Raw genomic sequence first — 24483 nt, 5'->3', positions numbered from 1 at the left:
GGCGGCATCATGACCGCCGACGTACTCGCTCCCGCGGAGGCGGCGTCATGACCGCCGTGCTGGACCTGCTGGACGAGCTGCCGGACATCGACGCGGCCAACGTCGCGCGCTGCGCCCGGGTGCTGCTGCGCCGGCCGCTGCTGCGCGCCGGCGGGCCGGACGGCGACCTCCTGCCGCTGGTGTACCGGCACCGGGTCACGTTGCAGGAGCTGTTCGCCCGGCTGCTCGGCTACCGGCTGGTGGTGGAGCGGCGGTTCGCCCGGCTGTACAAGGCCGGACCGGGCGCCGACGACACCCGTGGCGAGCCGCACCTCACCCCGCACGCGTACGCCTACCTGGCGCTGACCATGGCGGTGCTGACCGGCGCCGGCCGGCAGATGCTGCTGTCCCGGCTGGTGGCCGACGTGCGCGCGGCCGCGGTGGAGGCCGGCGTGCCGGCTCCGGACGACGCCGCGGACCGGCGCGCGCTCACCGCCGCGCTGCGCCACCTCGTGCACATCGGCGTACTCACCGAGACCGAGGGCACCGTGGCCACCGCAGCGGACGGGGTGACCAGCCCGGCCGCCGAGGCGCTGATCACCGTCGACACCGACCTGCTCGGCCAGTTGCTCGCCGGGCCGGTGGGCGAGGCCGGCAGCCCGGACGAGCTGGTCGAGCTGGCCGCCCGGCCCGGCCCGCTGGACGTGGCACATGCGGTGCGCCGCCGGCTGGTGGAGGACCCGGTGGTGCTGCACGCCGAGCTGCCCGCCGAGCAGGCCGACTGGCTGCGGCGCAACCACCGCCGCGAGTCCGTGGTGCTGGAACGCTGCTTCAACCTGCGCACCGAGACCCGGTTGGAGGGGATACTGGCCAGCGACCCCGAGGACTACCTCACCGACGTGCTGTTTCCCGGGACGAGTACGGTGGCGAGGATCGCGCTGCTCGCCCTGCCCCGGCTGCTGGAGGGGGCCGAGGATGCCGCGGACGGCGCGGATTCCGCGCCGGAGCGGGCCGACGGCCGGGTGCCGGTGACCGTGAACGAGGTCCGCGGGGTGTGCGCCGACCTGGTGAAGTCCTACCCGGCGGCGTGGTCGCGGCAGGTCACCGAGGACGTCGACCGGCTGGTCGGCGAGGTGCTCGGGCTGCTGCGGCGAATCCGCCTGGCCCGGCCGGACGGTGACGGGCGGTGGCTGCTCAGCCCGGCGGCGCACCGCTGGCTGCCGGAGCCGGACGGCGCGCCGGAGCGGGAGCAGCCGGCGACCACACCCCCCGAGCAGCCGAGCTGGTCCTTGTTCGACGGCAACGGTCCCGAGGCGCCCGGGACAGGCACCGACAGGGAGGGGGACGAGTGACCGACCAGCGGGTGAGCACCGGCGTCCGGACGCCGGGTGCGCGCTGGCGGTTGCACCGCGGCGGCATCGTCAACGTCTGGCAGTACGCCGAGCAGACCTTCGACTTCTCTGGCGGGCGGGCGATCTTCCAGGGCACCAACGGCTCCGGCAAGTCCCGCACCCTGGAGCTGCTGCTGCCGCTGTGCCTGGACGGCGACCTGCGGCACCTCGGTTCCAAGGGCTTCGACACGGTCAGCATCCGGCGGCTGATGCTGGACGAGTACGACGGCGGCCCGAACCGGATCGGCTACGCCTGGATCGAGCTGCACCGCGACGGCCCGGCCGGCGAGGAGTACCTGACCTGCGGCATCGGCGTGAAGGCTTCCAAGACCTCGCAGCAGATCACCGACTCGTGGCGGTTCATCACCGAGTCCCGGATCGGGGTGGACGTGCAGCTGGTCGGTGCGGACCGGGTTCCCTTCGGGCCGGTGCAGCTACGCGAGGCGATCGGCGCGGACTGCGTGCTCGAGGAACCGGTGTTCCGGGCCAGGATCGCCGAGATCGTCTACGGGATGCCCACCGCCCGCTACGCCGACCTGCTGCACCTGCAACGCACGCTGCGCAACCCGGACGTCGGCCTGAAGGTGCTGGAGGGCCAGCTCGAGCAGATCCTGTCCGACGCGCTGCCTCCGCTGGACACCTCGCTGGTCGAGCAGCTCGCCACCTCCTTCGACGACCTGGAGTCGATCCGGGAGAACATCTCCCGGCTGCGCACCGCCGACCGCGCGCTGGGCACCTTCCTCGCCAGCTACACCGACTACGCCCTGGCCGGGCTGCGCACCGCGGCCGAGAAGGCGGCGGCCGCCGAGGACGCGCTGCGCAAGGGCCGGGAGGAGGCCAGGAAGCTGGCCGGCCGGCTGGAGTCGGCCACCGCCCAGCGTGCCGAGGCCCAGCACGCGGTGGCCGAGCGAGAAGCCGAGGAGCAGCGCGTCGAGGCGCGCATCGAGGCGCTCAAGGAGCTGCCGGCCTACCGCGGGCTGCAGGACCTGCAGGACCGGGAACGCCTGGTGGCCGCGGCTCGCTCGGCGGCCACCGCCGCGCTGGAGGTGGCCAGCAAGCAGCGCGCCGCCGAGGACGCCGCGGTGGACGGCGTGCTGCGGCCGCTGCGCCGGCTGGACGACGACCTCGGCGCGGCGCGCGGGCTCGCCGAACCGCTGCGGGCGGCGCTGCGGGCCGCCGGGTTGGACACGGGGCTGGTTCCCGCCCTGCCGGACGCACCCGGCGGGGAGCCGAGCACGGTGGTCGACCGGGTACACGCCAAGCCCGATCCGGAGGCCGAGCCGCTGACCATCGAGCGCCGGCTGCCGCCCACCGTGGACACCGACACCCTGCTGGCCATCCTGGATGAGGCGGCCGAGCGCGCCGGTGCGGCCGGTCACGAGGCGCGGCGGCGGCGGGCGCTCCTGCTGGCGTTGCACCAGCGCGCCACGGAGGCCGAGCACGAGCGGCACGACGTCGAGGAGCTGCGGCGGGCCGTGCGGCAGGCCCAGTTCGACGCGACCGAGGCGGCGGGCCTTCGCAACCAGGCGGTGCAGGACCTGCACGCGGTGGCCGAGACGTGGATCGACCGGGTGCAGGAGTGGAACGGCACCGGCCCGCTGGCCCAGCCGGAGGCGCCGCAGCCACCCGAGCCGCCGACGGTCGAGGAGCTGGTCGCCGACCGGTCCGCCGCGCGCACCGCGGCCCAGGTGACCCGGCAGTGGGCGGTGCCGCATGTGCAGGCGGTGCGGGAGGTGGCGCAGGCCGCGCAGCGTCGGCGCACCGAGCTGGCCGGGTTGATCGGCGACCGAGACGCCGAACTGGCCGCGCTGCGCTCCGGCGCGCAGAGCGTCCCGTCGCGGCACCCGTACGGGTCGGCCGAGCGGGACCACGCGGATGGTGCGCCGTTCTACCGGCTGGTCGACTTCGCGCCCGCGCTCGGCGACGCGGAACGCGCCGGGCTGGAGGCAGCGCTGCAGGCCAGCGGGCTGCTGGACGCGTGGGTAACCCGGGAGGGTCGGGTCGCCGACCCGGACCTGGCCGACGTGCTGGCCGTTCCGGCCGCCGGGTCCGGGCACGACTCGTCACTGGCCGACGCGCTGGTTCCGGCCCCGGAACCGGGTTGCCCGGTGCCCGCGGCCGTGGTGGCCGACCTGCTCGCGTCCGTGGCCCTGGCCGACGAACCGCACGCGGCGGGCGGCGGCATGGCGGTGTCCGTCCGGGGCCGCTGGCGGGCCGGCACGCTCGCCGGCGCGTGGCGCAAGGAGTCCGCCGAGTTCGTCGGCGCCGGCGCGCGCGAAGCCGCCCGGCAGCGCCGGATCGCCGAGCTGGAGCAGGGCCTGGCGGACCTGCGCGGCGACCTCGCCGGCGCGGAGGAGGAGCTGGCGGCGACCCGGGAACTGCTGGTGGCCTGGGAGCGGCACGTCGAGTGCTACCCGGACGACGAGGAGCCGATCGCCGCGCACGCCAGGGTGGCTGGCACCGAGGAGGCCGCGGAGCGCGCCCGGCGGCGGGTGGCCGAGCTGCGCGAGCGGCACGACGAGGCGGAGCGGCGCTGGCAGGCCCGGCACGCCGAACTGGTGCGCGACGCCGCCGCGGCCGGGCTGCCGGCCGAGGTCGACGCGTTGCGGGTGGCCGAGCAGGCCGCCGCCGAGGTGGAGCGGGACGCCGCCGCGCTGGGCGAGGCGCTGCGGCAGCGGTGCCGGGGCACCGTCGAGGACCTCGTCGACGCGGTGCACCGGTACCACGCCGCGGTGGCGGACCGCGAGGACGCGGAGCGGACGGCTGGCGAGCGGTGCGCCGAGTACGCGGATCGGGCCGCGCGGCTGGAGCAGTTGACCGCGGCGGTGGGCGGGGAGGCGCAGCAGATCGCCGAGCAGCTGGCCGGGTTGGAACAGGACCGCCGGCGGCTGCGCGACGAGTTGCGGGCCGCGCGGGAGCGGGTGACCGAACGGCGCGAGCAGGCGGTGAAGCTGGAAACCCTGCTGGAGACGAGGAACGCTCAGCTCGCGGAGCGGGAGACCGCGGCGCGCGAGGCGACCGAGGCGTTCCGTGCCGCGGTCGCGGCGCCGGGCGTGCTGGCCGCCGCCCTGCCGGAGTCCGAAGTGGACTCCGACGACCTGGCCGCGGCGCGGGCCGCGGTGCGGGCCGCGGGGAGCAGGAACGGCGCCTCGGAGAGCACCGTGCTGGGCAGGCTGCAGGCGTTGCAGACCTCGCTGTCCGGCAGCCACGACATCTCCGCCGAGCGGCACGCCGGGCTGCTGACCGTGCTGGTGACCGGGGAGGAGGGCCCGCGCCCGGTGGCCGAGACGGCCCGCAGGGTGTCCGAGCGGCTGGCCACCCAGCGCGGCTACCTCAACGAGCAGTACCAGCGGGTGTTCGCCGACTACCTGATCCGCGACCTCGCCGAGCGGCTGCGCGCGCAGATCGCCGTCGCCGAGGACCTTTGCCGGCGGATGAACGGCGTGCTCGACCACGCCCGGTCCAGCCAGGGCGTGCACGTGCAGTTGGAGTGGGAGCCGTCGGCGGCGCTGGACGAGCAGACCCGCGAGGCGCTCACCCTGGTGCGGATGCCGTTCGCGGACCGGACCGCGGAGCAGGACGCCACGCTGCGCCGCGCGTTCACCGAGCGGATCGAGGCCGAGCGGGACGCCAACTCGGCCAGCTATCCGGAGATCCTGGCCCGCGCGCTGGACTACCGCGCGTGGCACACGTTCACCGTGCGGGTGCGGGACACCGGCCCGGACGGCAAGCCGCGGGTGCGCCGGCTGCGGCAGCTCTCCTCCGGGGAGACGCGGCTGGTCTCCTACGTGACGCTGTTCGCGGCGGCGGCCTCGTTCTACGACGCGGTCGGCACCGGCTCGGAGGGCGTCGACCCGCTGCGGCTGGTGCTGCTGGACGAGGCGTTCGAACGGCTCGACGATCCGACCGTGGCGCGCATGCTCGGCCTGCTGGTCGAGCTGGACATGGACTGGATCATCACCTGGCCCAGCGGCTGGGGCGTGTCGTCGAAGATCCCCCGCATGCACATCTACGACGTGCTACGCCCGAAGTCCGGCCGCGGTGTCGCGTGCACCCACACCACCTGGGACGGCGCCGCCCTCGCCCGCGACGACCCGTGACCGGTGTGGTGCCGGCCGCCGGGTCCGCGGCCGGCACCACGCCGGCGTTCGGCCGGGGGCGGCTTTAGGAGGTGAACGGGACGCGGGTCCAGGTCAGCACCTGCGGGCCGCGCTGGTGCACGGTGACCCTCAGGTAGTTGTTCGCGTTGCTGGAACCGTCGACGGTGATCCGCGACAGGTTGGGTACCGGGTTGCCGACGCCGTAGAAGGGCAGCCACTTCGAACCTGCGGCCAGCGGGTTGTCGCTGTTGTAGACGTGGCTGTCGCCGTTGAACAGGTACACCGGGCCGTTGAAGGCGTTGGCCTCCCGGGCGATCGCGGTCACGATCGGCTGGAAGCCGTAGTAGTCGGTGAACGTCGGGTTGGCGACGGTCGGGTCGAACATGTCGGCCTGCGTCAGCAGCGTGACGGCCCGGTTGTGGTGTGCGCGGGCGTCGGCGAAGGTGTCGTGGATCTCCTGGAGCACGGCGGCGGTGCGGGCGAGAACCTCGGCGGTCTGCTCCGGGGTCGGTGCGGTTTGACCGGTCCACGGGGCCAGGCTGTCGTTGCTGCCGACGATGTGCAGCGCGGCGAACGCGACGTTGGCGCGCTCCCAGCGGACGTCCTCGGGGATGCCCTGGTCGGCCTGGGAGAGCACGCGGGCCGGGTGCTGACCGAGTGTGTATCCGGGCTGGGGGAAGAACACCTGGCGGATCTTGGCCAGCCGTTCCAGCGGGTTGTAGCCGCCGTTGTTGGGGCGGTGGCAGTCGGTCCATTCGTTGTCGCCGACGGTGTAGACGAGCGGATCGGTGAACCCGTCGAAGTCCGCCCTGATCATCTGGAAGTACTCGTCGCTGCAGAGCGAGGAGCCGTTCTTGATGTCGCCGAGGTGGTCGACCCACTGGACCGCCGGATCGGTGTTGATCTGGGCGACGACCTTCGGGAAGTTGGCGATCTCGGCGTCGCCGTACGGGATGTCGCCGATGACCGCGAAGGTGTAGGCGTCATCGGTGGCGGGCGCCGAGGCCGATGCCTGTCCCGACGCCACGACGGTGGTGGTCAGGACGCCGACCGCGGCCGCGGCCAGTGCCGCGCGATGCCATCTCCGCACGATGATGCTCCTTCTCTCCGTCCGCCCGGCCAACCGCGCAAGCGACAGCGCGCCGAGACTGTCAGCACCGCCTGACGGCAAGGCGACCAGCACGTGAACGATGGTGATCGAACCGGCACCAAGCCGCGCTCTGACCAGCGGTTGCGGTGGCGGCTCGCCACTACCAACCGCACCGAACAACCCGACTGACGGCGGGTTACCGCACGGTGACGATCGGTCTAGCTTCGAGGTGATCCTCTTACCCTGCGGGAGGAACGCCATGGCCAGGATGCGCTTACCCGGACCGATCACCGCACTCGTCGCGGCCACGCTGGCGGCGACGGCCTTCCTGTTGGTGCCGCAGGCCGGCGTGCGGCCGGCGGTGACCGCCGCGTCCACGCGGCTGAACGCTCCGCTGTTCGTCTACCGGGTGGCGCACGCCGCGCCGCAGGCGGACACCCTCGTCGGCTACGGCTTCGACGTGCTCGAGCAGCGGCAGGGCGACGACCTGTTCGTGCTCGGCGACGCCGCGGCCGGCGACCGGCTCCGCCAGGCCGGCTTCACCGCCACGGTCGACAGGGCGCTGCCGAGTCCGAAGTGGACTCCCCCGGCGCGGCGGGCGGACAACACCGTCCAGCGCGCCGGCGACGTCAACGAGACCTACTACGGCGGCTACCACACGGTCAACGCGCAGTACGCCCACCTCGACCAGGTGGCGGCACAGCACAGGGACCTCGCCACGGTGGTCACCTACGGCCAGTCCTGGCGCAAGCAGCACGGCGTCTCCGGCGGCTACGACCTCAGGGCCATCTGCATCAGCAAGCAGGGCGACGGCGCCTGCCGGCGCAACCCGAACTCGACCCGGCCGCGGTTCTTCCTGATGGCGCAGATCCACGCCCGCGAGATCACCACGGGCGACGTGGCCTGGCGGTGGATCGACGAGTTGGTCGGCAGGTACGGCAGCGACAGCGCGATCACCTCGCTGGTGAACTCCACCGAACTGTGGGTGGTGCCGATCGCCAACCCGGACGGCGTGGACATCGTGCAGCAGGGCGGCGACTCGCCGAACCTGCAACGCAAGAACGCCGACGACGGCAACGGCAGGAACTGCTCGCTCACCGGCCAGATCGGCGTGGACCTCAACCGCAACGCCGGCACGCACTGGGACACCACCGGCATCTCGCACAACCCGTGCAACGAGGTCTACGACGGCCCGCAAGCCGACTCCGAGGTGGAGAACACCGCGCTGGAGCAACTGTTCCGCGACCTCTACCCCGCGGTGCGCGGCTCCGGTGACGCCGCGGCCGCGCCCGCGGACACCAGGGGAATGATGATCACCCTGCACAGCGACGCCAGCATGGTGCTGTTCCCGTGGGAGTACAACGCCAGGGTGCACACCGGCAACGACGCCGCGCTGCGCGCCCTGGCGAAGCAGATGGGGCAGATCACCGGCTACCGGTACGGGCAGGCCGGCGAGATCCTCTACAACGCCTCCGGGGGCACCGACGACTGGACCTACGACAAGCTCGGCGTGGCCAGCTTCACCATCGAGGTGGGCGACAACGAGGGCCGTGGCTGCGACGGCTTCCTGCCGCCGTACTCGTGCCAGGCCAGCTTCTTCTGGCCGAAGATGAACGCCGCGTTGCGCTATGCCGCGCAGCACGCAGCCGCCCCCTACCGCACGAGCTGAGCTACTCCAGGAGCGCACGCATCTCCGCGCCGGCCCCGGTGACGATCTCCCGCATGCACTCCTCGGCGCGCCGCGCGTCACCGCACTGCACCGCCTCGGCCACCTGGGCGTGCAGCCGGACGGCGGTCGGGGCCGGTTCGGCGGGCATGAGGTGGTGGTGGGTCCGGCCGGCGAGCACCTCGGCCACGACATCGGCGAGCCGCGCATACATCTCGTTGCCGGACGCCTCCAGCACGAGCCGGTGGAAGGCGATGTCGTGGCCGAGGAACGCCTCCAGGTCGCGGGCGCGCGCGGTGGCCGCGAGTTGGATGGCGAGCCCGGTCAGCTCACCGCACTGGTCCGGGGTGGCCCGCTGCGCGGCGAAGGCGGCGGCCACCGGCTCCACCGCCAGCCGCAGTTCGGTGAGTGACCGGAGCTGGTTGGGCCGGTCCGGGCCGGCGAGCCGCCACCGGATCACCAGCGGGTCGTAGAGGTTCCACTCGGTCTTCGGCCGCACGGTGACGCCGACCCGGCGACGGCTGACGACCAGCCGCATCGACTCCAGCACCCGGACCGCCTCGCGGATCACGGTGCGGGACACGCCGAAGCGCTCCTCCAGCGCCTCGATGCGCAGCACCGTGCCGCTGGCGTGCTCGCCCGAGGCGATCTCGGGTCCCAGCGTGGCCAGCACTCTGCCGTACAGGCCCTGAGCCGTCATGGTCACTCCCCCCTCGGCGAGCGTACTTCGTACCTTTCAGGGACGACCCCTTGAAAAGGTAGTACCTATTCACCCTATAGTGACCGCCGCCACGAGGAGGTGGGGCGTGTCAGGAGCGCAGATCGCGGTCGTGATGGGTGTCGCGGGGTCCGGTAAGACCACGGTCGGCCGGTTACTCGCCAAACGGCTCGGCGTCGCCTATGCCGAGGCCGACGACTTCCACCCGGCGGCCAACATCGCCAAGATGGCGGCCGGCCGGCCGCTGTCCGACGCGGACCGGGTGCCCTGGTTGGCCGCCATCGCCGGCTGGATGTCCGCGCACGCCGGCGTGGGCGGCGTGGTGACCTGCTCGGCGCTGCGGCGCGGGTACCGGGACCGGCTCCGCGCCGCGACCCCCGCGTGGTTCCTGCATCTCGCCGGGGACCGTGCGCTGATCGCCTCGCGGGTGGGCGCCCGCGAGGACCACTTCATGCCGGCCGCGCTGGTCGACTCCCAGTTCGCCACCCTGGAACCGCTTCAACCGGACGAGCCCGGTCTGGTGGTGGACGCCGCGCTGGCCCCGATGGACATCGTCGAGACGGCATGGGCCGCGCTGTGCGGCCCGAGGGAAGGAGCGCTGCGGTGACTCTGCTTTCGGCCGGCACGCTGGCCGCGGCCAGCACCGCGGGAGCGTGGACCGGGCACGACACCCGGCTGGTCGTGGCTGGCCTGCTCGGCATCGCCGTGATCGTCGTGCTGATCACCCAGTTCAAGGTGCACGCGTTCCTCGCGCTGCTGCTGGGTTCCCTGGTGCTCGGCCTGGTCGGCGGGATGCCGCTGACCAAGCTGGTGGACAGCTTCTCCAGCGGTCTGGGCACGACCGCGGCGAGCGTCGGAGCGCTGATCGCGCTCGGCTCGATGCTGGCCCAACTGCTCGCCGACTCCGGCGGCGCGGACCAGATCGTGGACACCATCCTGGGCCGATCCGGCACCCGCCTGCTGCCCTGGGCGATGGCGCTGATCGCCGCGCTGATCGGCCTGCCGATGTTCTTCGAGGTCGGCCTGGTGCTGCTGATCCCGGTGATCCTGCTGGTGGCGCGGCGCTCGCGGCAGCCGCTGATGCTGGTCGGCATTCCGGCGCTGGCCGGCCTGTCCGTGCTGCACGGCCTGGTGCCGCCGCACCCGGGACCGCTGGTCGCGATCAGCTCGCTCAAGGCCGACCTCGGCATCACGCTCGCCCTCGGCCTGGTCGTCGCGATCCCGACCGTGATCATCTCCGGCCCGCTGTTCGGCCGCGTGGCCGCGCGCTGGGTGCACGCCGAACCGCCGGAGAACCTGATGGCGGAGTGGCGGACGGAGAACACCGAGCGGCGGCCGAACTTCGCGGTCACGGTGATCACCGTGCTGCTGCCGGTGCTGCTGATGCTCGGCAAGGCGATCGCCGACATCGCACTCGGCAAGAGCAGCGCGGTCCGGCAGGTGCTGGACTTCGTCGGCGCGCCGCTGATGGCGCTGCTCATCGCGGTGATCGTGGCGATGTTCACGCTGGGCCGGGCGGCCGGCTTCGACCGGGGCAAGCTGTCCTCGTCGATCGCCGCCTCGCTGCCGCCGATCGCCGGCATCCTGCTCATCGTCGCCGCCGGCGGCGGGTTCAAGCAGGTCCTGGTGGACGCCGGGATCGGCAACGTGATCGTCGGCCTGGCCCACGGCGCGCACTTCTCGCCGCTGCTGCTGGGCTGGCTGGTCGCGGTGGCGATCCGGGTGGCCACCGGCTCGGCGACGGTGGCCACGGTGTCCGCGTCCGGCATCGTGGCCCCGCTGGCCGCCGGGCTCAGCCCGACCCACGCGGCGCTGCTCGTGCTGGCCGTCGGCGCCGGCTCGCTGTTCTTCTCGCATGTCAACGACGCCGGCTTCTGGATGGTCAAGGAGTACTTCGGGATGAGTGTCGGCCAGACGATCAAGAGCTGGTCGATCATGGAGACGGTGATCTCTGTCGTCTCCCTCGTCTGCGTGCTGCTGCTCGGCCTCGTGCTGTGAGCCTTCCCTGCCGTTCAGCAGGCTCAACGGGGATTTCGGAGACACCCGAACGCCCGTTGAGCCCGCTGAATGCGTGTCAGGAGGCGGCGACCCAGGACTCGAGCATCCGCCACGCGATCGAGGAGCCCATCGGCAGCCGCAGGTCGGACGAGGTCGGGTGGTGCATCGCGGCCCGCACCTCGTCGCGGGTGAACCACCGGGCGTCCTCGATCTCGCCCGCGGCCGGGTGCAGCGGCGCGTCCCGGTCGGTGACGGCGGCGAAGCCGACCATCAGCGAGCGGGGGAACGGCCACGGCTGGCTGCCCAGGTAGCGCACCGCGCGGACCGAGATGCCCACCTCCTCGGCGACCTCCCGCCGCACGGTGGCCTCCAGCGACTCGCCGACCTCGACGAACCCGGCCAGCACCGAGTACCGCCGCGGCGGCCAGGACGGCTGCCTGGCCAGCACCACCCGGGAGCCGTTGACCCCGTCGTCGTCGTGCACCAGGCAGATCACCGCCGGATCGGTGCGCGGGTACTCCTCCCGGCCGCACCCGGTGCACACCCTCGCCCAGCCGGCCCGGGCCGCCTCGGTGCGGGCGCCGCACACGGCGCAGAACCGCGAATGCTCGTGCCAGTTGAGCAGGCCCACGGCCGTGGTGAGCAGGCCGGCGCCGGTGTCGTCCAGCAGGTGCCCGCCGAACCGCAGCTCCGGCCAGTCCGGGTGCTCCTGGTCGGTGCGCACCGCCCAGAAGCCGGCGCCGTCCTGCTCGCCCAGGAACACCGCGGTCGCGGGGTCGAACTCCGGGGCGAACTCGGCGGCGGAGCGGAACTCCAGCCCCACGGCGCCGGGCCGCTCCCGCGCCGGCGCGCGGCCTTTCGGGTCCACCACCACCAGCCGCCCCTCGCGCCACAGCTCGCCCAGGTGCGCGGTGTCATCCCGGAGCGGCTCCTGGCGGTCCACCGTGGACCGGGACAGCGCCGGCGGCGCACCCAGCTCGAACGGCGTCGCCTCGACGCAGCGGGTCACGGAATTCGCACCCCGCCGAGGGCACGCAGTTGCGGGGCGAGGCGCTCGGCGTCGCCGACCACGACCCCGGTCACCGCGCTGGGCGGGAAGAACTCCAGCGCGGCCTCGGCGACCTGCTCGACGGTGACCTTGGCCAGCCGGTCCGGGTGGTCGCGCAGCCACTCGGGACCGAGCCCCACCTGGGCCAGCCCGGCCAGGGTCGCGGCCAGACCGGTCTGCGAGGCGGTCGCGGTGAGCAGCGAACCGGTCGCGTACCGGCGGGCGGAGTCCACCTCAGACTCGGTCGGCGGGACCAGGCCAAGCCGCCCCAGCTCGTAGCGCGTCTCCAGCAGCGCGGCCGCGGTCACCTCGCTGGCGGTGTCCGCGTCGATCAGCACGGTCGCGCCGTCCGGGGTGAACTCCAGGTAGGACCGGGCGCTGTAGGTGTAGCCCTTCTGCTCCCGGATGTTCTCCACCAGCCGGGACGAGAAGAACCCGCCGAACACCAGGTTGGCCAGCTGGACCGCGGGGTAGCGCGGGTCGGTGCGCGGCACCGCCTGCGCGGTCAGCCGGAGCTGCGACTGCACCGCGCCCGGCCGAGGCACCAGCAGCATGTCACCCCCGGTGATCGGCGGTAGCGGGGGCAGCACGCTGGCCGACGCGTCGGCGCTCCACCCGGCCAGCGCCGAGCCCACCACGTCCACCGCCCGCTGCGGCTCGATGTCGCCGACCAGGACCAGCACCGAGCCGCGCGGCAGCACCGCCGCCCGGTGCAGTTCCCGCACGTCCTCGGCGGTGGCCTGGGCGACCTCCTCGGCCTGCGGCATCTCCTTGGCGAACGGGTGGTCGCCGTAGCGGTGCCGCTGCAGCGCCTCGCGGGCGATCACGCTGGGCTGCGAGCGGGCCACGGTGATCCGCTCCAGCAGCCGGCTGCGCTCCCGGTCCACCTCCTCGTCCGCGTACGCGGCGCCGGTGAGCGTGTCGGCCAGCACGTCCAGCAGCGTGTCCAACCCGCTGACCAGGGCGTGCCCGCCGACGCTCAGCCGCTCCGGGTCGACCGCGGCGTCCAACTCGCCGCCGACCAGCGCCAGGTCGGTGTCCACCTGGACCCGGCTGCGGCGGGCGGTGCCGGTGAGGATGGTGCTGGCCAGCAGCTCCGCCCTGGCCGCGTGCAGCGGGTCGGTGCCGGCGAACGGGATGCGCAGCCGCAGCTCCACCATGGGCACCGCGGAGCGCTGCACGGCGATCAGCCGCAGCCCGTTCGGCAGCACCACGTCCACGGTGGGCGGCTCGATGGCGGCGACGTGCGCGCCCAGCGGCGGCAGCTCGCGGGGACCGAGCGGCGTCCGCCCGATCTCCTCGGCGCCGCGGTGGGTCCGCGTCGCGGTGTCGGCGGTCGAGTCCGTCACTTAGGCACCTCCGGCGGGGGAAACGGTGAGCACCGCACGGGTGTCGGGACGCATGTTCTTGGCCGCGGCGGCCACCGCGTCCACGGTGACCCCGGCGATCAGCCGGGGCAGCTCGCCGACCAGCTCGGCCCGGCCGTGCAGCAGCTCGAACGAGCCCAGGGCCAGGGTGCGGGAGATGATCCGGTCATGCTCGCGGTGCAGGTTGGACGCCCACCGCGCGGTGACCCTGGCCAGCTCCTCCGCCGTCGGGCCCTCCGCGGCCAGCGAATCCAGTTCCTCGTCCAGCGCCGCCACCACCCGCTCGACCGGCACCTCCCGCGGGTGGATCGCGGTGCAGGTGAAGGTGTCCGGGTCGCGGGCGTCCAGCGGCGTGCCGAACAGCCCGCAGCCCGCGCTCACGTCGGTGACCAGCGGTTCGCGGTGCACCATGCGCTGCTGCAGCCGGGACGCGTCGCCGTCGGTGAGCACCCCGGCAAGCACCACGTAGGCGAGGTAGCCGGGCAGGTCGGTGACCGGGTCCGGCAGCCGGTATCCGACCGAGAGCGCGGGCAGCGGGGCGTGCGGGTCGGCGTGCTCGCCGCGTAGCTCGCTGGTGGGCGCCGGTTCGGCGAACGACGGCCGGCGCGGCACCTCGCGGGCCGGGACGTCGCCGAAGTGCTTCTCCACCAGCGCGGTGGCCTCCTCGACGGCGAAGTCGCCGGTCACGGTGAGCACCGCGTTGCCCGGCGCGTAGTAGGCGTCGAAGAACGCCGCGCAGTCGTCCACGGTGGCCTGTTCCAGGTCGGTGAAGTCGCCGTAGCCGTTGTGCGCGTTGGGAAACGTCCGGTACAGGATCGGCGGCAGCAGGATCCACGGCAGACCGCCGTAGGGCCGGTTCATCACGTTGAGCCGGATCTCCTCCTTGACCACGTCGATCTGGTTGCGGAGGTTCTCCTCGGTGATCTTCGGGGCCCGCATGCGGTCCGCTTCCAGGAACAGCGCCCGCTCCAGCGCCGCGGCGGGCAGAAGCTGGAAGTAGTCGGTGTAGTCCGGGTGGGTCGAGCCGTTGAAGGTGCCCCCCGAGGACTGCACGATCCGGAAGTGCGCGAGCTTCTCCAGGCTCTCGCTGCCCTGGAACATCAGGTGCTCGAACAGGTGAGCGAAGCCGGTGCGGCCCTCGGGTTCGGAGCGGAAGCCCACGTCGTAGTGCACGCTCACGCCGACCACGGGTGCGCTGCGGTCCGGAGCAAGCACCACGCGCAGTCCATTCGGGAGGGTGAACCTCTGCGGTGCGGGTGCGGCCATGTCCGCAGCCTACGGCCTCGCCGCGACGATCCGTCGGCCCACGCCGGAACGGACTCCGGACGAAAATGCCCCGCGGGGTCCTTGCGTATGCGTTTGGTGGCCGGCGGCTCCCCGGAGTACTCCTATAGACCGTCCACAGGCGCAAACCGGTCCCCTCGGGGGACCCCCGGGGGAGGATTCGCTTGGACACACCGGAGGACGCCGCGCATCCGGCGGGCACGGGCAACACGCCGGTCGGCATCACGGTGGCGCTGCTCGCGGTGCTCGCCGTGGTGCTCGGTGTCGGGCTGGTCGGCCGCACCGTCGAGCCGGCGCGGGTCGCCGGCACCGCGCGGGTGAACCCGTCCGCGCCGGCCGGTCCGCACGGGTCGGCGCCGCCCCGCACCGCCGCGCCGCTCGGCGACAACCCGCTGCTCGCGGCCGGCCTGGCGGCCAGCCCGGTGACCTGCGCGTTACCGCCGTTCGGCCGCTCCGACGACCGGCTGACCGCCTACTACCAGGCCGTGGTGCGCTGCCTGAACGACGCGTGGGCGCCGGTGCTGCGGGCGGCGGACATCCCGTTCCGCGCGCCGAACCTGCGGATCACCGCCGACCTGCCGGCCAGCGCCTGCGGCGGCGCCCCGGACGCGGAGGCGGTGGCCTACTACTGCGGCCGCGACGAGACGATCTACATGTCGACGCGCCGGGGGCTGGCCAACGGCGGTGGCCAGGCACCCACCCACCTCGCCACGCTCAGCCACGAGTACGGGCACCACGTGCAACTGCTCAGCGGCATGCTGACCACCGCGAGCCAGCGGATCGTCGGCACCGGCGAGCGCTCCGCCACGGGGCTGGAACTCACCCGGCGGATCGAGCTGCAGGCCAACTGCTTCGCCGGGGTGTTCCTGTCCGCAGCCGGCGGGCACGGGTCGATCAGCCGCTCCCTGGCACAGCAGGCCGACCGGGACTTCCACGACGCCGTCGCCGAACCGGCCGGCGACAACACCCACGGATCCCCGAAGCACCAGGGCGAGTGGGCGGACCGCGGGTTCGTCTCCGGCCGCCCCGCGGACTGCAACACCTGGGCCGCGGCACCGGACGCGGTGAGCTGATCACCGTTATGCCGCACGGCTGCGGCGCCGCCGTGCCCAGACGGCAAACGGCCAGCGGTTTCCGGACAGGCCGGGCGGTCGGCGACGGAACCGGCATATGCTCGGCGGTCGGATCGGTTGCGGTCGGGGGATCGGCGTGACGGGGGGTACGCGGACGATGAGGCGAACCGCGGCGGTGTGCGGGGGCGGCGGGTGAACCAGCCGCCGCGCCGGCCGGCGCCGGGGCAGCGGCCGCACCACGCGCCGGTTCCGCCGCCCGGCCCGGTGGCCACGCCTCCGCCGCAGCCGCCGCCCGGTTACCCGCCGACCCGCCGGATGCCGTTATCCACACCCACACCGCCACCGCCCGCGCCGCGGCCGGAGTGGCGGGCGGCGCGGTCCCGGTCACCGCGGCGACGAGGCACCGCCGGCGCGCTGGTCACGGTGGGGCTGTGCGCGGTCGTGCTGATCGGTGCCGCGCTCGCCGGGCTGGCCGGCCTGGCCACGGCCGCGCACCACCAGGCCGCCGACCCCGGCCGCCCGATCTTCCGGCCGACCGCCGAGACTTCCCCGGTCCCGCAGGAGCCGTCCTCGGCGCCGTCGGGCTCCGCGTCCGGCGCGCCGGGAGCGGTCGCGCGGCCGTCGCGCGGCACGCCGTCGGCGACCACCGACCCCGCGCCGGCCGAGCCGACCCCGGTGCCCGCCACCGCTGACAACCCGCTGTTCGTCGGCGACCACGAGCTCCCCGCGGTGACCTGCGTGTTACCCCGCTGGCGGAGCGACCCGGCCACCGCGCGGGCGTTCTTCGAGGCCGCGCTGCCCTGCCTGAACCGGGCCTGGGAGCCGGTACTGCGCGCCGCGAACCTGCCGTTCAACGAGCCGAAGCTGGCCTTCCCGACCGGCCGGGAGTGGCACAGCGCCTGCGGATCAGGCACCGCGGAGGAGTGGGCGGCGTTCTACTGCGGCGCCGACGACACCGTCTACCTGCCGTTCGACGGTTTGCAGACCGAGCAGTACGGCGCGCGTCCCGGCATCTACCTCTCGGTGCTCGCCCACGAGTACGGCCATCACGTGCAGCGACTCGCCGGGGTGCTCGGCGCGGCGCACGACCAGCGGGACGACGCCGGTCCGGACACCGTCGAGGGCCTGCGGATATCCCGGCGGATCGAGCTGCAGGCCGACTGCTTCGCCGGCATGTTCTGGGCCGCCGCGGCCGGCCGCGGCTCGGTCAGCCGCACCATGCTGGACGAGGCCGTGCGGGACGGCGCCGCTCGCGGCGACGACAACGGCATCGCCGCCAGCGCCGACCACGGCAGCGGCGCCCACGTGCAGAGTTGGATCCTGCAGGGCGCGCGGCGGAACCGGACCGCGGAGTGCAACACGTGGAAGGCGCCGGACGGCTGGGTGAGCTAGCTACGCGGCGGTCCGGCGGCGCAGCAGGTGCACGTAGCCGGCGCCGGCCAGCGCGGCGACGCTGACCAGCAGCGCGCTCAGCCGACCGGAGACCCCGCTGCCGACCGGCGCGGCGCCGCTGGGCTGCACCAGCAGGTCACCTCCGGACGACTGGGGCACGTCCACGTTGAGCACATCGCCCTCGCGATGGCCGCACCCGTCCAGCCGGGCGCGCTTCTTCTGGCCGTCGATGGTCAGCTCGACCGTGTCGTAGGCGTTCGGACCCTGGCAGGACGAGGCGGCCACCACGGTGGCACTGACCGTGCGGGTTCGCGTCGCGCCGCCCGACCCCGGCCACCACACGACCAGGGCCACGCCCACCGCCACCAGCGCGACCGCCAGCGCGATCAGCCAGCGGCGCGGACCATGTCGAACTGCCACCCCCCGATAGTCGCAGAACTCCCCGGCCGAAGGGACGCCGCCGCCGCTCGGGGCCGCGGGTGCTGGCAGGCTGGGTGCCCGGAGGGGGCACGACGTTCGAAGACCTTCAGGCAACCCTCAGCAGGAGAGACGCAGAATGGGGCGCGTGAGCACGGCGGCACGGGTGCTGGTGGTCGAGGACGCCGACGCGATCCGCGCGGCGGTGCACTCGGCGCTGCGCGACGCCGGGTACGAGGTGCTCGGCCGGCCGGACGGCCAGCAACTGGAGAGCGACCTGGCCCGGTTCCGGCCAGACCTGGTCATCCTGGACCTCATGCTGCCGGGGCGGGACGGCTTCACTCTGCTCGACGTGGTGCGCCGGACCACGCAGGCCGGCGTGGTGGTGCTCACCGCCCGGGACGGCGTGCCGGACCGGCTGCGCGGGCTGTCCGGCGGCGCGGACGACTACGTGGTCAAGCCGTTCGTGCTGGCCGAACTGGTGGCCAGGGTCGCGGCGGTGCTCCGCCGGCTGGGCCGGGCGTCCAGCACCGTGCAGATCGGCGACCTGGTGGTGGACGCCGACTCCGGAGTGGTGCTCTACCGGGACCAGAAGGTCGACCTCACCGCCACCGAGTTGCGGCTGCTGAACTACCTGGCCGCGCAGCGCGGGCGGGTGGTCAGCAAGGCGCAGATCCTCACCGCGGTGTGGGGCTACGAGGACTACGACCCGAACCTGGTCGAGGTGCACGTCAGCGCGCTGCGCCGCAAGTTGGAGGCGCACGGGCCGCGCCTGCTGCACACCGTGCGCGGCCTGGGCTACGTGCTGCGGCCCGGTGAGACGTGATCCGCCGCCGGCGCCGTGAGGGGGCCCGGCCCGATGCGCTGCGCACCGTGTCGCTGCGCCGCCGGGTCACCGTGTCGGTGATCGCCGTGCTCGGCGTCGTGCTGGTCGCGTTGCTCTTCCTGGTCGACGAGGTTTTCGCGGCGCAGTCCAGCCGAGACGCGCAGGCCGTGCTGAACGACCGGGTGCGCACCGCCCAGCAAGTGGCCAGGCAGAACATCACGCCGGAGCAGTTCGTGCTGCGGCTGCGCGGCCGGGGCGTGCAGGTGCAGGTGGTGACGCCCACCGGCGAGGTGTTCGGTTCGCTGCCCGAGAAGAACGCCGGCACACCCCCGCTGACCCGGCAGTTCGTGGTGACCACCGGCCGGCAGTTGGTCGGTGACACGGTCACCCTGGCCGCCGACACCACGGTGATCTCCGACGCGCAGGTCCGGCTGCGCCGGGTGCTGATCGCCACCGGAATCGGCGCGCTGGTGGTGACCGCGGCGGTGCTGGTCTTCACCGTGCGGATGGCGCTGGCCCCGCTGGACGCGATGACCAGCCTGGCCCGGTCGATCGCCGGTGGTCATCGCGGCCGCCGGCTGTCGCCCAGCCGCACCGACACCGAGTTGGGCCGCACCGCCGCCGCGTTCGACGACATGCTCGACGCGCTGGAGGGCACCGAGCGGCAGGCCAGGGCCGCCGAGGCGCAGGCGCGGTCGGCGGAGGCACAGGCCCGCGCCGCGGAGGCCCAGTCGCGCGGCTCCGAGGCCCGTACCCGGCAGTTCGTCGCCGACGCGGCGCACGAGCTGCGCACCCCGATCGCCGGCCTGCAGGCGGTGGCCGACGCGGTACTGCAGTCCGGACCGGACGCCGACCCGGACGAGCGGGATCGGATGGTGCTGCTGCTGGTGCGGGAGGCGCAGCGGGCCGGGCGGCTGGTCGACGACCTGCTCGCCCTGGCCAAGATCGACGCCGGCCTGGAGTTGCAGCACGAGCGGGTGGACCTGTTCACGCTGGCCAACAACGAGGCGGAGCGGACCAAGCTGCTGGCTCCGGGCATGACCATCGAGGTGGCCGGCGAGCCTGTCGAGGTGGTCGGCGACCCGCAGCGGCTCACGCAGGTGCTGGCCAACCTGATGGACAACGCGCGCCAGGCCACCGGCCCGGATGGCCGCATCCGGGTCACCGTGGGCCGCGCCGGGTCGTTCGCCGAGATGGTGGTCGCGGACAACGGGCCGGGCGTGCCCGAGGCCGACCGGGAACGGATCTTCGACCGGCTGGTCCGGCTGGACCAGGCCCGCGACCGCCGCTCCGGCGGCTCCGGGCTGGGCCTGGCCATCGCGCTGGGCTTCGTCCGCGCACACGGTGGCGACCTCACCTGCGAAGCGCCACCACCGGGCGAGTCCGGCGCGGTGTTCCGCGTGGCGATCCCGCTACCGGACATCCCCACCCAGCCGGTGTTCCGCCCGCCCGCAGTCAGTTGAGGGCGCGGCGCATCTCGCCGAGCCGGGCCACCAGCGACTGCGTACTGGCCGGCGCCGCGGTGACCCACACCTGGCCGGATGTGTTCGCGTGCTGCATGAACCAGCGCCCGTCCGGCAGATCGAGCACGTTCAACGGGTAGGGGTTGCGGGCGCGGCGGCTGGCGCCGTCCCGCGCGGCCACGTAGAGCTGGGCCGCCGCGGTGCGCGGCGCCGCGGCGAGCCGCTGCAGTGCCCTGGCGGCGGGGCTGCTCGTCTTCGAACCGGTCGTGCCGGCGAACGCGGCGCCCGGCTCGTGCTGTGTCTCCAGCTCGTTCGCCGGGGCGGTGACCGACCGGCCGTGCGCGGGCGGGGTTTGCGGAAGCCGGTCGACCAGCGCCTCGGCCAGCATGGCCGGCCGCACCGGGCTCAGGGTCAGCGTGTCGCCGTCGAGCACGGCCAGGACGGCGCCGTCGCCGTCCCAGGCGGCCAGCGCGGAGAGGTTCGCCGCCGGCCGCTGGGTGACGATCCAACCGTAGAACTCGACGCTGGGCCGGGCCAGCAGCCGGAACGTGTGCCGCAGGTCCGGGTGCAGCCCGCCGGCCCGCTCGTCGAACAGCCCGGCACGGGACAGCTCCGCCCCGGCCTGCAGGACCCGCTCGGGCGGCGGAACCTCGTCCGTGTGCAGCGGCGCGAGCAGCGCCGGATGCTGCGGTCCCAGCTCTTCGGCGGCCCAGACCGCGGCATAGCTGCGCACGGAGATGGTCACCCGGTGGCGCACCACCATGCGATGTCAGTCCCCCCGAACGGTCGTGCGTTACTCGCCGATGACGGGCGGAGCGGTCAGTGGGAGGTCACCCACGATCTCGTTGCCGTTGTCCTCACTGGACAGATACGACGCCGCGCGGTGCTCCTTGTCCTCCTCGCCGCGACCACCTCGGCCACCGGCCCCCATGCCGGCCGGTCCGGCCGCCCCGGCTCGGCCGGCGGCTCCCGCCGCACCGCCACGGCCGAGCACGCCCTCCTCCTCGGCCGCCAGCCCGGCCGCGTTCCCCGGACCACGGGTACCGCCGGCACCGCTCCCCGCGCCGCCGCCGAGTCGTCCACCGCCGGCACCGGGCAGCCGCCCGCCCCGCCCGCTGAATCCGTCGGAACCGGCGTCACCGCCGACCGGACCGCCGAACCCGCCGACCGGCCCGAACCCGGGTCCGAAGCCGGCTCCCGGCCCGACGTCCCCGCCGCCTGCGGGTGCGCCGCCACCGGGACCGAAACCTGTGGCGGCCGGGGCCTGCGTCGGCGGCAGGTAACCGGCCGCGCTGGTGCTGTCCCCGGGACCGCCGTAGCCCGCCGTGCCGGGCAGCGGTGCTCCGCCGCCCGCGCCACCCGAGTAGGTGTTGCGCCCGCTCGACGTCCGGCCCGTCCCGCCGGCACCCGGCTGCCAGGACACCGGCCTCGGGGTCGGCACCCCACCACCGGTGGGCGGCGGTGTCACGCCGGTGTTGCTCTGCCCCGGATCGACCGGGTTCGCCTGCTGCGGAATCGACGCGGCGTTCTGCTGCGTCGGCGGCTGGTACGCGGTGAACGCCTGCTGGTTCTGCTGCGCGTTCTGCTGGTAGGTGACGATCTGCCGGTCGGTGTCGATCGTGCTGACCACGCCCGCCGGCACCGCCGGGTTCAGCAGCAGCGGATTCGCCTGCGGCGGCTGCTTCGGCACCTCCACCACGCTGTTCTTCGTGTGCTCCCACGGAGGCATCTGCGCTCCGTACGCGGACTGTCGCGTCACCGCGTGCTGCTGCAAACCGGCGAAGGTGGCCGCGAGCGGCGCGACGCTCTGCTTGGCCGATTCGGCGGCCGGACCGGTCCAACCCTCCTGCAACGCGGCCTGCGCCCTGCGCGCGTGATCCTCGTACTGCCGGTACTTGTCGGCAAGGGCACGCAGGTCGGCCTCGGCATGGCCGTAATCGCCCGTACCCCGCGCGTTCTTACCGTGGTACCAGTCATAGATCTGCCAAGGGTCGAGTCCAGCGACTTTCCCGTCGAAGAACACGACGTCGGACGCGCGATCGATCGCACGCTCGACCGCCTGCCCGCCCGCCCTGTCCCCCGTGACGAACGAGTATCCGTGACCGATCGCGGATCCGGCCCAGTGCCCCGCCCGGTTCAGCCCGCGGTCGATCGTGCCGACGACCGAACGGTACGCGTCTTCGAACCCCACCTACGATCCCCCCTTCAACGTCTGCACCACGTCCGTAGCAACCTGCTGGTTCCGAGGACATGGGTTCGAGAAGTCCGGCGAACTGTTATCGATCTGAACAATAGTGCTCACGGCCAATTCGTTGGTCACCCCGACTACGATGGAACAGTAACCGCTGCCTGGATCAGCACTCGAGGCGATGGCCGCAGGGTAACCTTCGATGTCAGGAAGCGGCCGAAACAACCGGTACGTGTCCTTCTGGCTGTAGACATCCACCAGACCATGACCTGAGGTGAGGATCGCGGCACTGATCGACATCTTCGACGGTCCGTCAGTGTTACCCCAGCTGCAGGCAGGCCCCGTTGGGGCATTGGGTGTGACCTCGCCGGTGGCACCGCCCATATTGAATTGCCGCAACTGAGTGGGAGTAAGCAGGCTGCAGGGGTCCTTCTGGAATCTGGTGGTATCCAACGGATGCGCCACATTTGGCGTCCCAGCAGGAAGCGCCGCACTCGACGTAGTGGGCTGCGCACTGCCTGGCGTCGTCGTTGAAGAGCAGCCCGCCGCCACGAGCGCGGCTCCCACCAAAGCGGCTGCGGTCATCGTCTTCACACGCACCTATGCGCCCCTCTGCCTGAACGCCTGCCGGTTACTCGTCTCCGTCTCGTGATATTGCCGCATGGCGGCTTCGAGGTTTTCGATCTGCACCTTCACCTTTTGCGAAAGGCTGCGAAGTTCACCCAAGTGGTGCTGGTGAGACTCCTGCATCTTCGACTGGAAGGCGAGCGTGGCCGGATCGGTCCCCGGCGGCTTGGTCTGCAGTAAATACTGCGCCTTGGGGATGTCTTCGTGTTCCAAGCCGTGCTGGATGGCCCTCAGTTCGTTGATCGCTGTCTGGACCTTGTCCGGGTCGAAGCGGTAGCCACCACCTGCTGCTGTCACGACCGGCCCCCTCCGTGCTGCTCGACGCCATACGGTCGCTGTCCGTGTTGCCGCGGGCTCAGGATAGCAATCTCGCCGACTCCGCAAGGGTCGGTTGGACCTACTGGTTCGTCACACGCTCCGACGTCGAGCGACGGCTCACGGTTCCTCGGTCCGGACAACGGTGAACGGGACGGGACGCTGCTCGGCGCGACCGGCAACGACCTCAGCACGTCCTGGTCCAGCCACAGCGCTGGCATCAGGTCCGGCCGGAGTCATCTGTAGTTAGCGTGGCGACGACTGGCTACTCCTTGAAGGGGTTTGCGGTGAAGTCGGCGACTTGTTGGCGGAGGTCGGCGGACTCGTAGAGGCTGAGGGCGATCACGCAGGCAAGGAGGACCCGGCGGTCGAGGCGTGGGTCGCGCACGGTGACGGTGAAGCGTGCGCGCACGCCGGCCGAGCGGGCGACGACGAACCCGTCCGAGCCGGGGGCGATGAAGGTGAGCTTGAAGGGCAGGACGTTGTCGGCGGCGGTGTTGGTGAGCACCAGCGAGAACGGGAACCTGTAACGCACGGCGCTGGCGCCGATCGGCTCACCGGTGAGGGAAGGCAGGTCGTGCTGGTTGACCTGCCACCGTTTGCGCCCCAGCAGCCGACGTTCAGAGGTCACCGTACCGATCTTTGTCCGCTCCGTGGTCCAGGCACCGAAGGCGTTGACGAACCCGGCGGGCTGGTCGAGTTGGGGGCCGACGAGCACCTGGTAAGGGGCACGGCTGTCGAAAGCGCTGGCCTTGTGCGCCCGTGCTACCGGTCCGGACCCGTCGCCGCTCCGGACGTCGAAGGTGGTGTCATCGCGACCGTAGTGGGCGGTGACGGTGAACGAGGTCAGTGACTGGATCATGAAGACTACCTACCGTTTCCGTCCCATTTCCACACCCATTCCTCCTCGTTCTCCGCGGCTGCCTGGGGACTCCGTGCGGGCATGCGCGGTGGTTGGGTTGCCGGTTGCCCGTCGCGGCGGCGCTGGTCCTCGGTCGCGGTTCGGCTCAACTCGGCGATGAGGTCCTTGACCTGGTCGACCTCGGCTCCGGCACGCATGTCGTCGAAGATACGGCGGGCGATCGCCTGTTGTTGCGGTGTCTGCCCAGCCAGAAGTTGGTCCCCGAGCTGCCGGCTGAGGTTCGCCACCCGCGCGGCCCGCGGGTCGGGTGTCCGGTCCCCGGCAGGTTCGGCACCGGGCGTGGTCATCGCGCTCTCCCTTTGGTCTCACGGCGAGGGCAGCAGCGCGATCCGCGCGGCGCCCGCCGTCGCGCTCCAGCCGCCATTCTTCTCGAACTCGAAGCCGCGCTGCTCCACTCATTGATCAGGCTGCCCACGCTGGGGACAGGGCTCCGGCAAAGTCGTCTGTAGACCTTCGTGACCAGTGATGTTGGTGGCGACACGCCGTGGAGATGCTCGGGCGGCACGGCCCTCGTGATGATCATGAAGGTTTCCTACGCCTTGATCGTCACGAGGGACCATGCCTGCCGCGTCATCATCGCCGATTCGCCCTGTCCTTGACCACCTTGTCGACGCGGTTG

Annotated in this window: 21 protein-coding genes; 9 read left to right on the top strand and 12 right to left on the bottom strand. The window is 73.0% G+C overall.

Translation table 11 applies throughout. The features are described 5' to 3' along the window. Positions 1-47 precede the first annotated feature (47 nt). The gene (locus FFT21_RS23405) at positions 48-1331 is read left to right on the top strand and encodes a TIGR02678 family protein (RefSeq protein ID WP_137816088.1); all 1284 of its coding nucleotides are present in this window, start codon (positions 48-50) and stop codon (positions 1329-1331) included. After that, complete coding sequence (locus tag FFT21_RS23400) at positions 1328-5470, top strand: TIGR02680 family protein (protein WP_225978679.1); 4143 nt, start codon at positions 1328-1330, stop codon at positions 5468-5470. Before FFT21_RS23405 ends, FFT21_RS23400 begins: the two co-directional genes overlap by 4 nt. A 64-nt stretch (positions 5471-5534) precedes the next feature. On the opposite strand, the gene FFT21_RS23395 is transcribed toward FFT21_RS23400, so the two are convergent. Continuing rightward, positions 5535-6560 carry a hypothetical protein gene (locus tag FFT21_RS23395; RefSeq protein ID WP_225978678.1) on the bottom strand — a complete coding sequence of 342 codons (1026 nt, stop codon included), beginning with the start codon at positions 6558-6560 and terminating at the stop codon, positions 5535-5537. Positions 6561-6819: 259 nt separating this feature from the next. Between FFT21_RS23395 and FFT21_RS23390 the strand changes: the two genes are divergently transcribed. Beyond that, positions 6820-8229 carry a M14 family zinc carboxypeptidase gene (locus FFT21_RS23390; protein ID WP_225978677.1) on the top strand — a complete coding sequence of 470 codons (1410 nt, stop codon included), beginning with the start codon at positions 6820-6822 and terminating at the stop codon, positions 8227-8229. A 1-nt stretch (position 8230) separates the two neighbouring features. On the opposite strand, the gene FFT21_RS23385 is transcribed toward FFT21_RS23390, so the two are convergent. Beyond that, positions 8231-8926 (bottom strand): FadR/GntR family transcriptional regulator, encoded by a 696-nt coding sequence (locus FFT21_RS23385; RefSeq protein WP_137816087.1) that lies wholly within the window; start codon positions 8924-8926, stop codon positions 8231-8233. Between the two features lie 133 nt (positions 8927-9059). Between FFT21_RS23385 and FFT21_RS23380 the strand changes: the two genes are divergently transcribed. Together FFT21_RS23380 and FFT21_RS23375 are read left to right on the top strand one after the other, a co-directional pair. Further along, positions 9060-9551 (top strand): gluconokinase, encoded by a 492-nt coding sequence (locus tag FFT21_RS23380; protein ID WP_225978684.1) that lies wholly within the window; start codon positions 9060-9062, stop codon positions 9549-9551. Continuing rightward, complete coding sequence (locus FFT21_RS23375) at positions 9548-10942, top strand: GntT/GntP/DsdX family permease (RefSeq protein WP_225978676.1); 1395 nt, start codon at positions 9548-9550, stop codon at positions 10940-10942. Before FFT21_RS23380 ends, FFT21_RS23375 begins: the two co-directional genes overlap by 4 nt. 76 nt (positions 10943-11018) lie before the next feature. On the opposite strand, the gene nudC is transcribed toward FFT21_RS23375, so the two are convergent. Genes nudC through FFT21_RS23360 form a run of 3 tightly spaced genes read right to left on the bottom strand, consistent with a single transcriptional unit; the run spans position 11019 to position 14623 of the window. Then, entirely contained in the window at positions 11019-11951 is a 933-nt protein-coding gene (gene nudC / locus FFT21_RS23370; RefSeq protein ID WP_137816084.1) for an NAD(+) diphosphatase, read from the bottom strand. Beyond that, positions 11948-13339 (bottom strand): M16 family metallopeptidase, encoded by a 1392-nt coding sequence (locus FFT21_RS23365; protein WP_137816083.1) that lies wholly within the window; start codon positions 13337-13339, stop codon positions 11948-11950. The genes nudC and FFT21_RS23365 overlap by 4 nt, the downstream gene beginning before the upstream one ends. Then, on the bottom strand, positions 13340-14623 hold the full coding sequence (locus tag FFT21_RS23360) for a M16 family metallopeptidase (protein WP_137816082.1): 1284 nt from the start codon (positions 14621-14623) through the stop codon (positions 13340-13342). Positions 14624-14805: 182 nt separating this feature from the next. Between FFT21_RS23360 and FFT21_RS23355 the strand changes: the two genes are divergently transcribed. Together FFT21_RS23355 and FFT21_RS28940 are read left to right on the top strand one after the other, a co-directional pair. Further along, a complete protein-coding gene (locus tag FFT21_RS23355; RefSeq protein ID WP_137816081.1) occupies positions 14806-15714 on the top strand; it encodes a neutral zinc metallopeptidase in 909 nt (302 codons plus the stop codon). 192 nt (positions 15715-15906) lie between these two features. Then, positions 15907-17106, top strand: coding sequence for a neutral zinc metallopeptidase (locus FFT21_RS28940; protein ID WP_153816575.1), 1200 nt, complete (start codon positions 15907-15909; stop codon positions 17104-17106). Here FFT21_RS28940 and FFT21_RS23340 read toward each other — a convergent pair whose 3' ends face one another. Next, positions 17107-17526 (bottom strand): hypothetical protein, encoded by a 420-nt coding sequence (locus FFT21_RS23340; RefSeq protein ID WP_137816078.1) that lies wholly within the window; start codon positions 17524-17526, stop codon positions 17107-17109. A gap of 136 nt (positions 17527-17662) precedes the next feature. Between FFT21_RS23340 and FFT21_RS23335 the strand changes: the two genes are divergently transcribed. Together FFT21_RS23335 and FFT21_RS23330 are read left to right on the top strand one after the other, a co-directional pair. Continuing rightward, positions 17663-18349, top strand: coding sequence for a response regulator transcription factor (locus FFT21_RS23335; RefSeq protein ID WP_137816077.1), 687 nt, complete (start codon positions 17663-17665; stop codon positions 18347-18349). Further along, positions 18346-19812, top strand: a complete 1467-nt coding sequence (locus FFT21_RS23330) for a sensor histidine kinase (RefSeq protein ID WP_225978675.1) — start codon at positions 18346-18348, stop codon at positions 19810-19812. The genes FFT21_RS23335 and FFT21_RS23330 overlap by 4 nt, the downstream gene beginning before the upstream one ends. On the opposite strand, the gene FFT21_RS23325 is transcribed toward FFT21_RS23330, so the two are convergent. The 6 genes from FFT21_RS23325 to FFT21_RS23300 all read right to left on the bottom strand — a co-directional run bounded on the left by FFT21_RS23325 (position 19805) and on the right by FFT21_RS23300 (position 24151). Then, positions 19805-20575 (bottom strand): ESX secretion-associated protein EspG, encoded by a 771-nt coding sequence (locus FFT21_RS23325; protein WP_137816076.1) that lies wholly within the window; start codon positions 20573-20575, stop codon positions 19805-19807. The genes FFT21_RS23330 and FFT21_RS23325 overlap by 8 nt on opposite strands. Positions 20576-20605: 30 nt before the next feature. Beyond that, entirely contained in the window at positions 20606-22003 is a 1398-nt protein-coding gene (locus tag FFT21_RS28935) for a hypothetical protein (protein ID WP_153816574.1), read from the bottom strand. Beyond that, the gene (locus FFT21_RS23315) at positions 22004-22600 is read right to left on the bottom strand and encodes a DUF3558 domain-containing protein (RefSeq protein WP_192909706.1); all 597 of its coding nucleotides are present in this window, start codon (positions 22598-22600) and stop codon (positions 22004-22006) included. Continuing rightward, complete coding sequence (locus tag FFT21_RS23310; RefSeq protein WP_137816074.1) at positions 22601-22924, bottom strand: hypothetical protein; 324 nt, start codon at positions 22922-22924, stop codon at positions 22601-22603. Between the two features lie 283 nt (positions 22925-23207). Next, positions 23208-23804: a hypothetical protein gene (locus FFT21_RS23305; protein WP_137816073.1), complete on the bottom strand. Its 597-nt coding sequence runs from the start codon at positions 23802-23804 to the stop codon at positions 23208-23210. 5 nt (positions 23805-23809) lie between these two features. Then, positions 23810-24151, bottom strand: coding sequence for a hypothetical protein (locus FFT21_RS23300; protein ID WP_137816072.1), 342 nt, complete (start codon positions 24149-24151; stop codon positions 23810-23812). Positions 24152-24483: the final 332 nt, after the last annotated feature.

It is taken from the genome of Gandjariella thermophila, assembly GCF_005405885.1.
Classification (GTDB): domain Bacteria; phylum Actinomycetota; class Actinomycetes; order Mycobacteriales; family Pseudonocardiaceae; genus Gandjariella; species Gandjariella thermophila.
The sequence above is the reverse complement of the archived record's forward strand: the minus strand, read 5'-3'. Positions and strand labels throughout refer to the sequence as shown.

Excerpts from the sequence above, each read along its gene's own strand:
- FFT21_RS23305 (WP_137816073.1), bottom strand. The coding sequence starts at position 23,804 with ATGATCCAGTCACTGACCTCGTTCACCGTCACCGCCCACTACGGTCGC.
- FFT21_RS23335 (WP_137816077.1), top strand. The coding sequence starts at position 17,663 with ATGGGGCGCGTGAGCACGGCGGCACGGGTGCTGGTGGTCGAGGACGCC.
- FFT21_RS23325 (WP_137816076.1), bottom strand. The coding sequence starts at position 20,575 with ATGGTGGTGCGCCACCGGGTGACCATCTCCGTGCGCAGCTATGCCGCG.
- FFT21_RS23380 (WP_225978684.1), top strand. The coding sequence starts at position 9,060 with ATGGGTGTCGCGGGGTCCGGTAAGACCACGGTCGGCCGGTTACTCGCC.
- FFT21_RS23390 (WP_225978677.1), top strand. The coding sequence starts at position 6,820 with ATGGCCAGGATGCGCTTACCCGGACCGATCACCGCACTCGTCGCGGCC.
- FFT21_RS23385 (WP_137816087.1), bottom strand. The coding sequence starts at position 8,926 with ATGACGGCTCAGGGCCTGTACGGCAGAGTGCTGGCCACGCTGGGACCC.
- FFT21_RS23405 (WP_137816088.1), top strand. The coding sequence starts at position 48 with ATGACCGCCGTGCTGGACCTGCTGGACGAGCTGCCGGACATCGACGCG.
- FFT21_RS23300 (WP_137816072.1), bottom strand. The coding sequence starts at position 24,151 with ATGACCACGCCCGGTGCCGAACCTGCCGGGGACCGGACACCCGACCCG.
- FFT21_RS23360 (WP_137816082.1), bottom strand. The coding sequence starts at position 14,623 with ATGGCCGCACCCGCACCGCAGAGGTTCACCCTCCCGAATGGACTGCGC.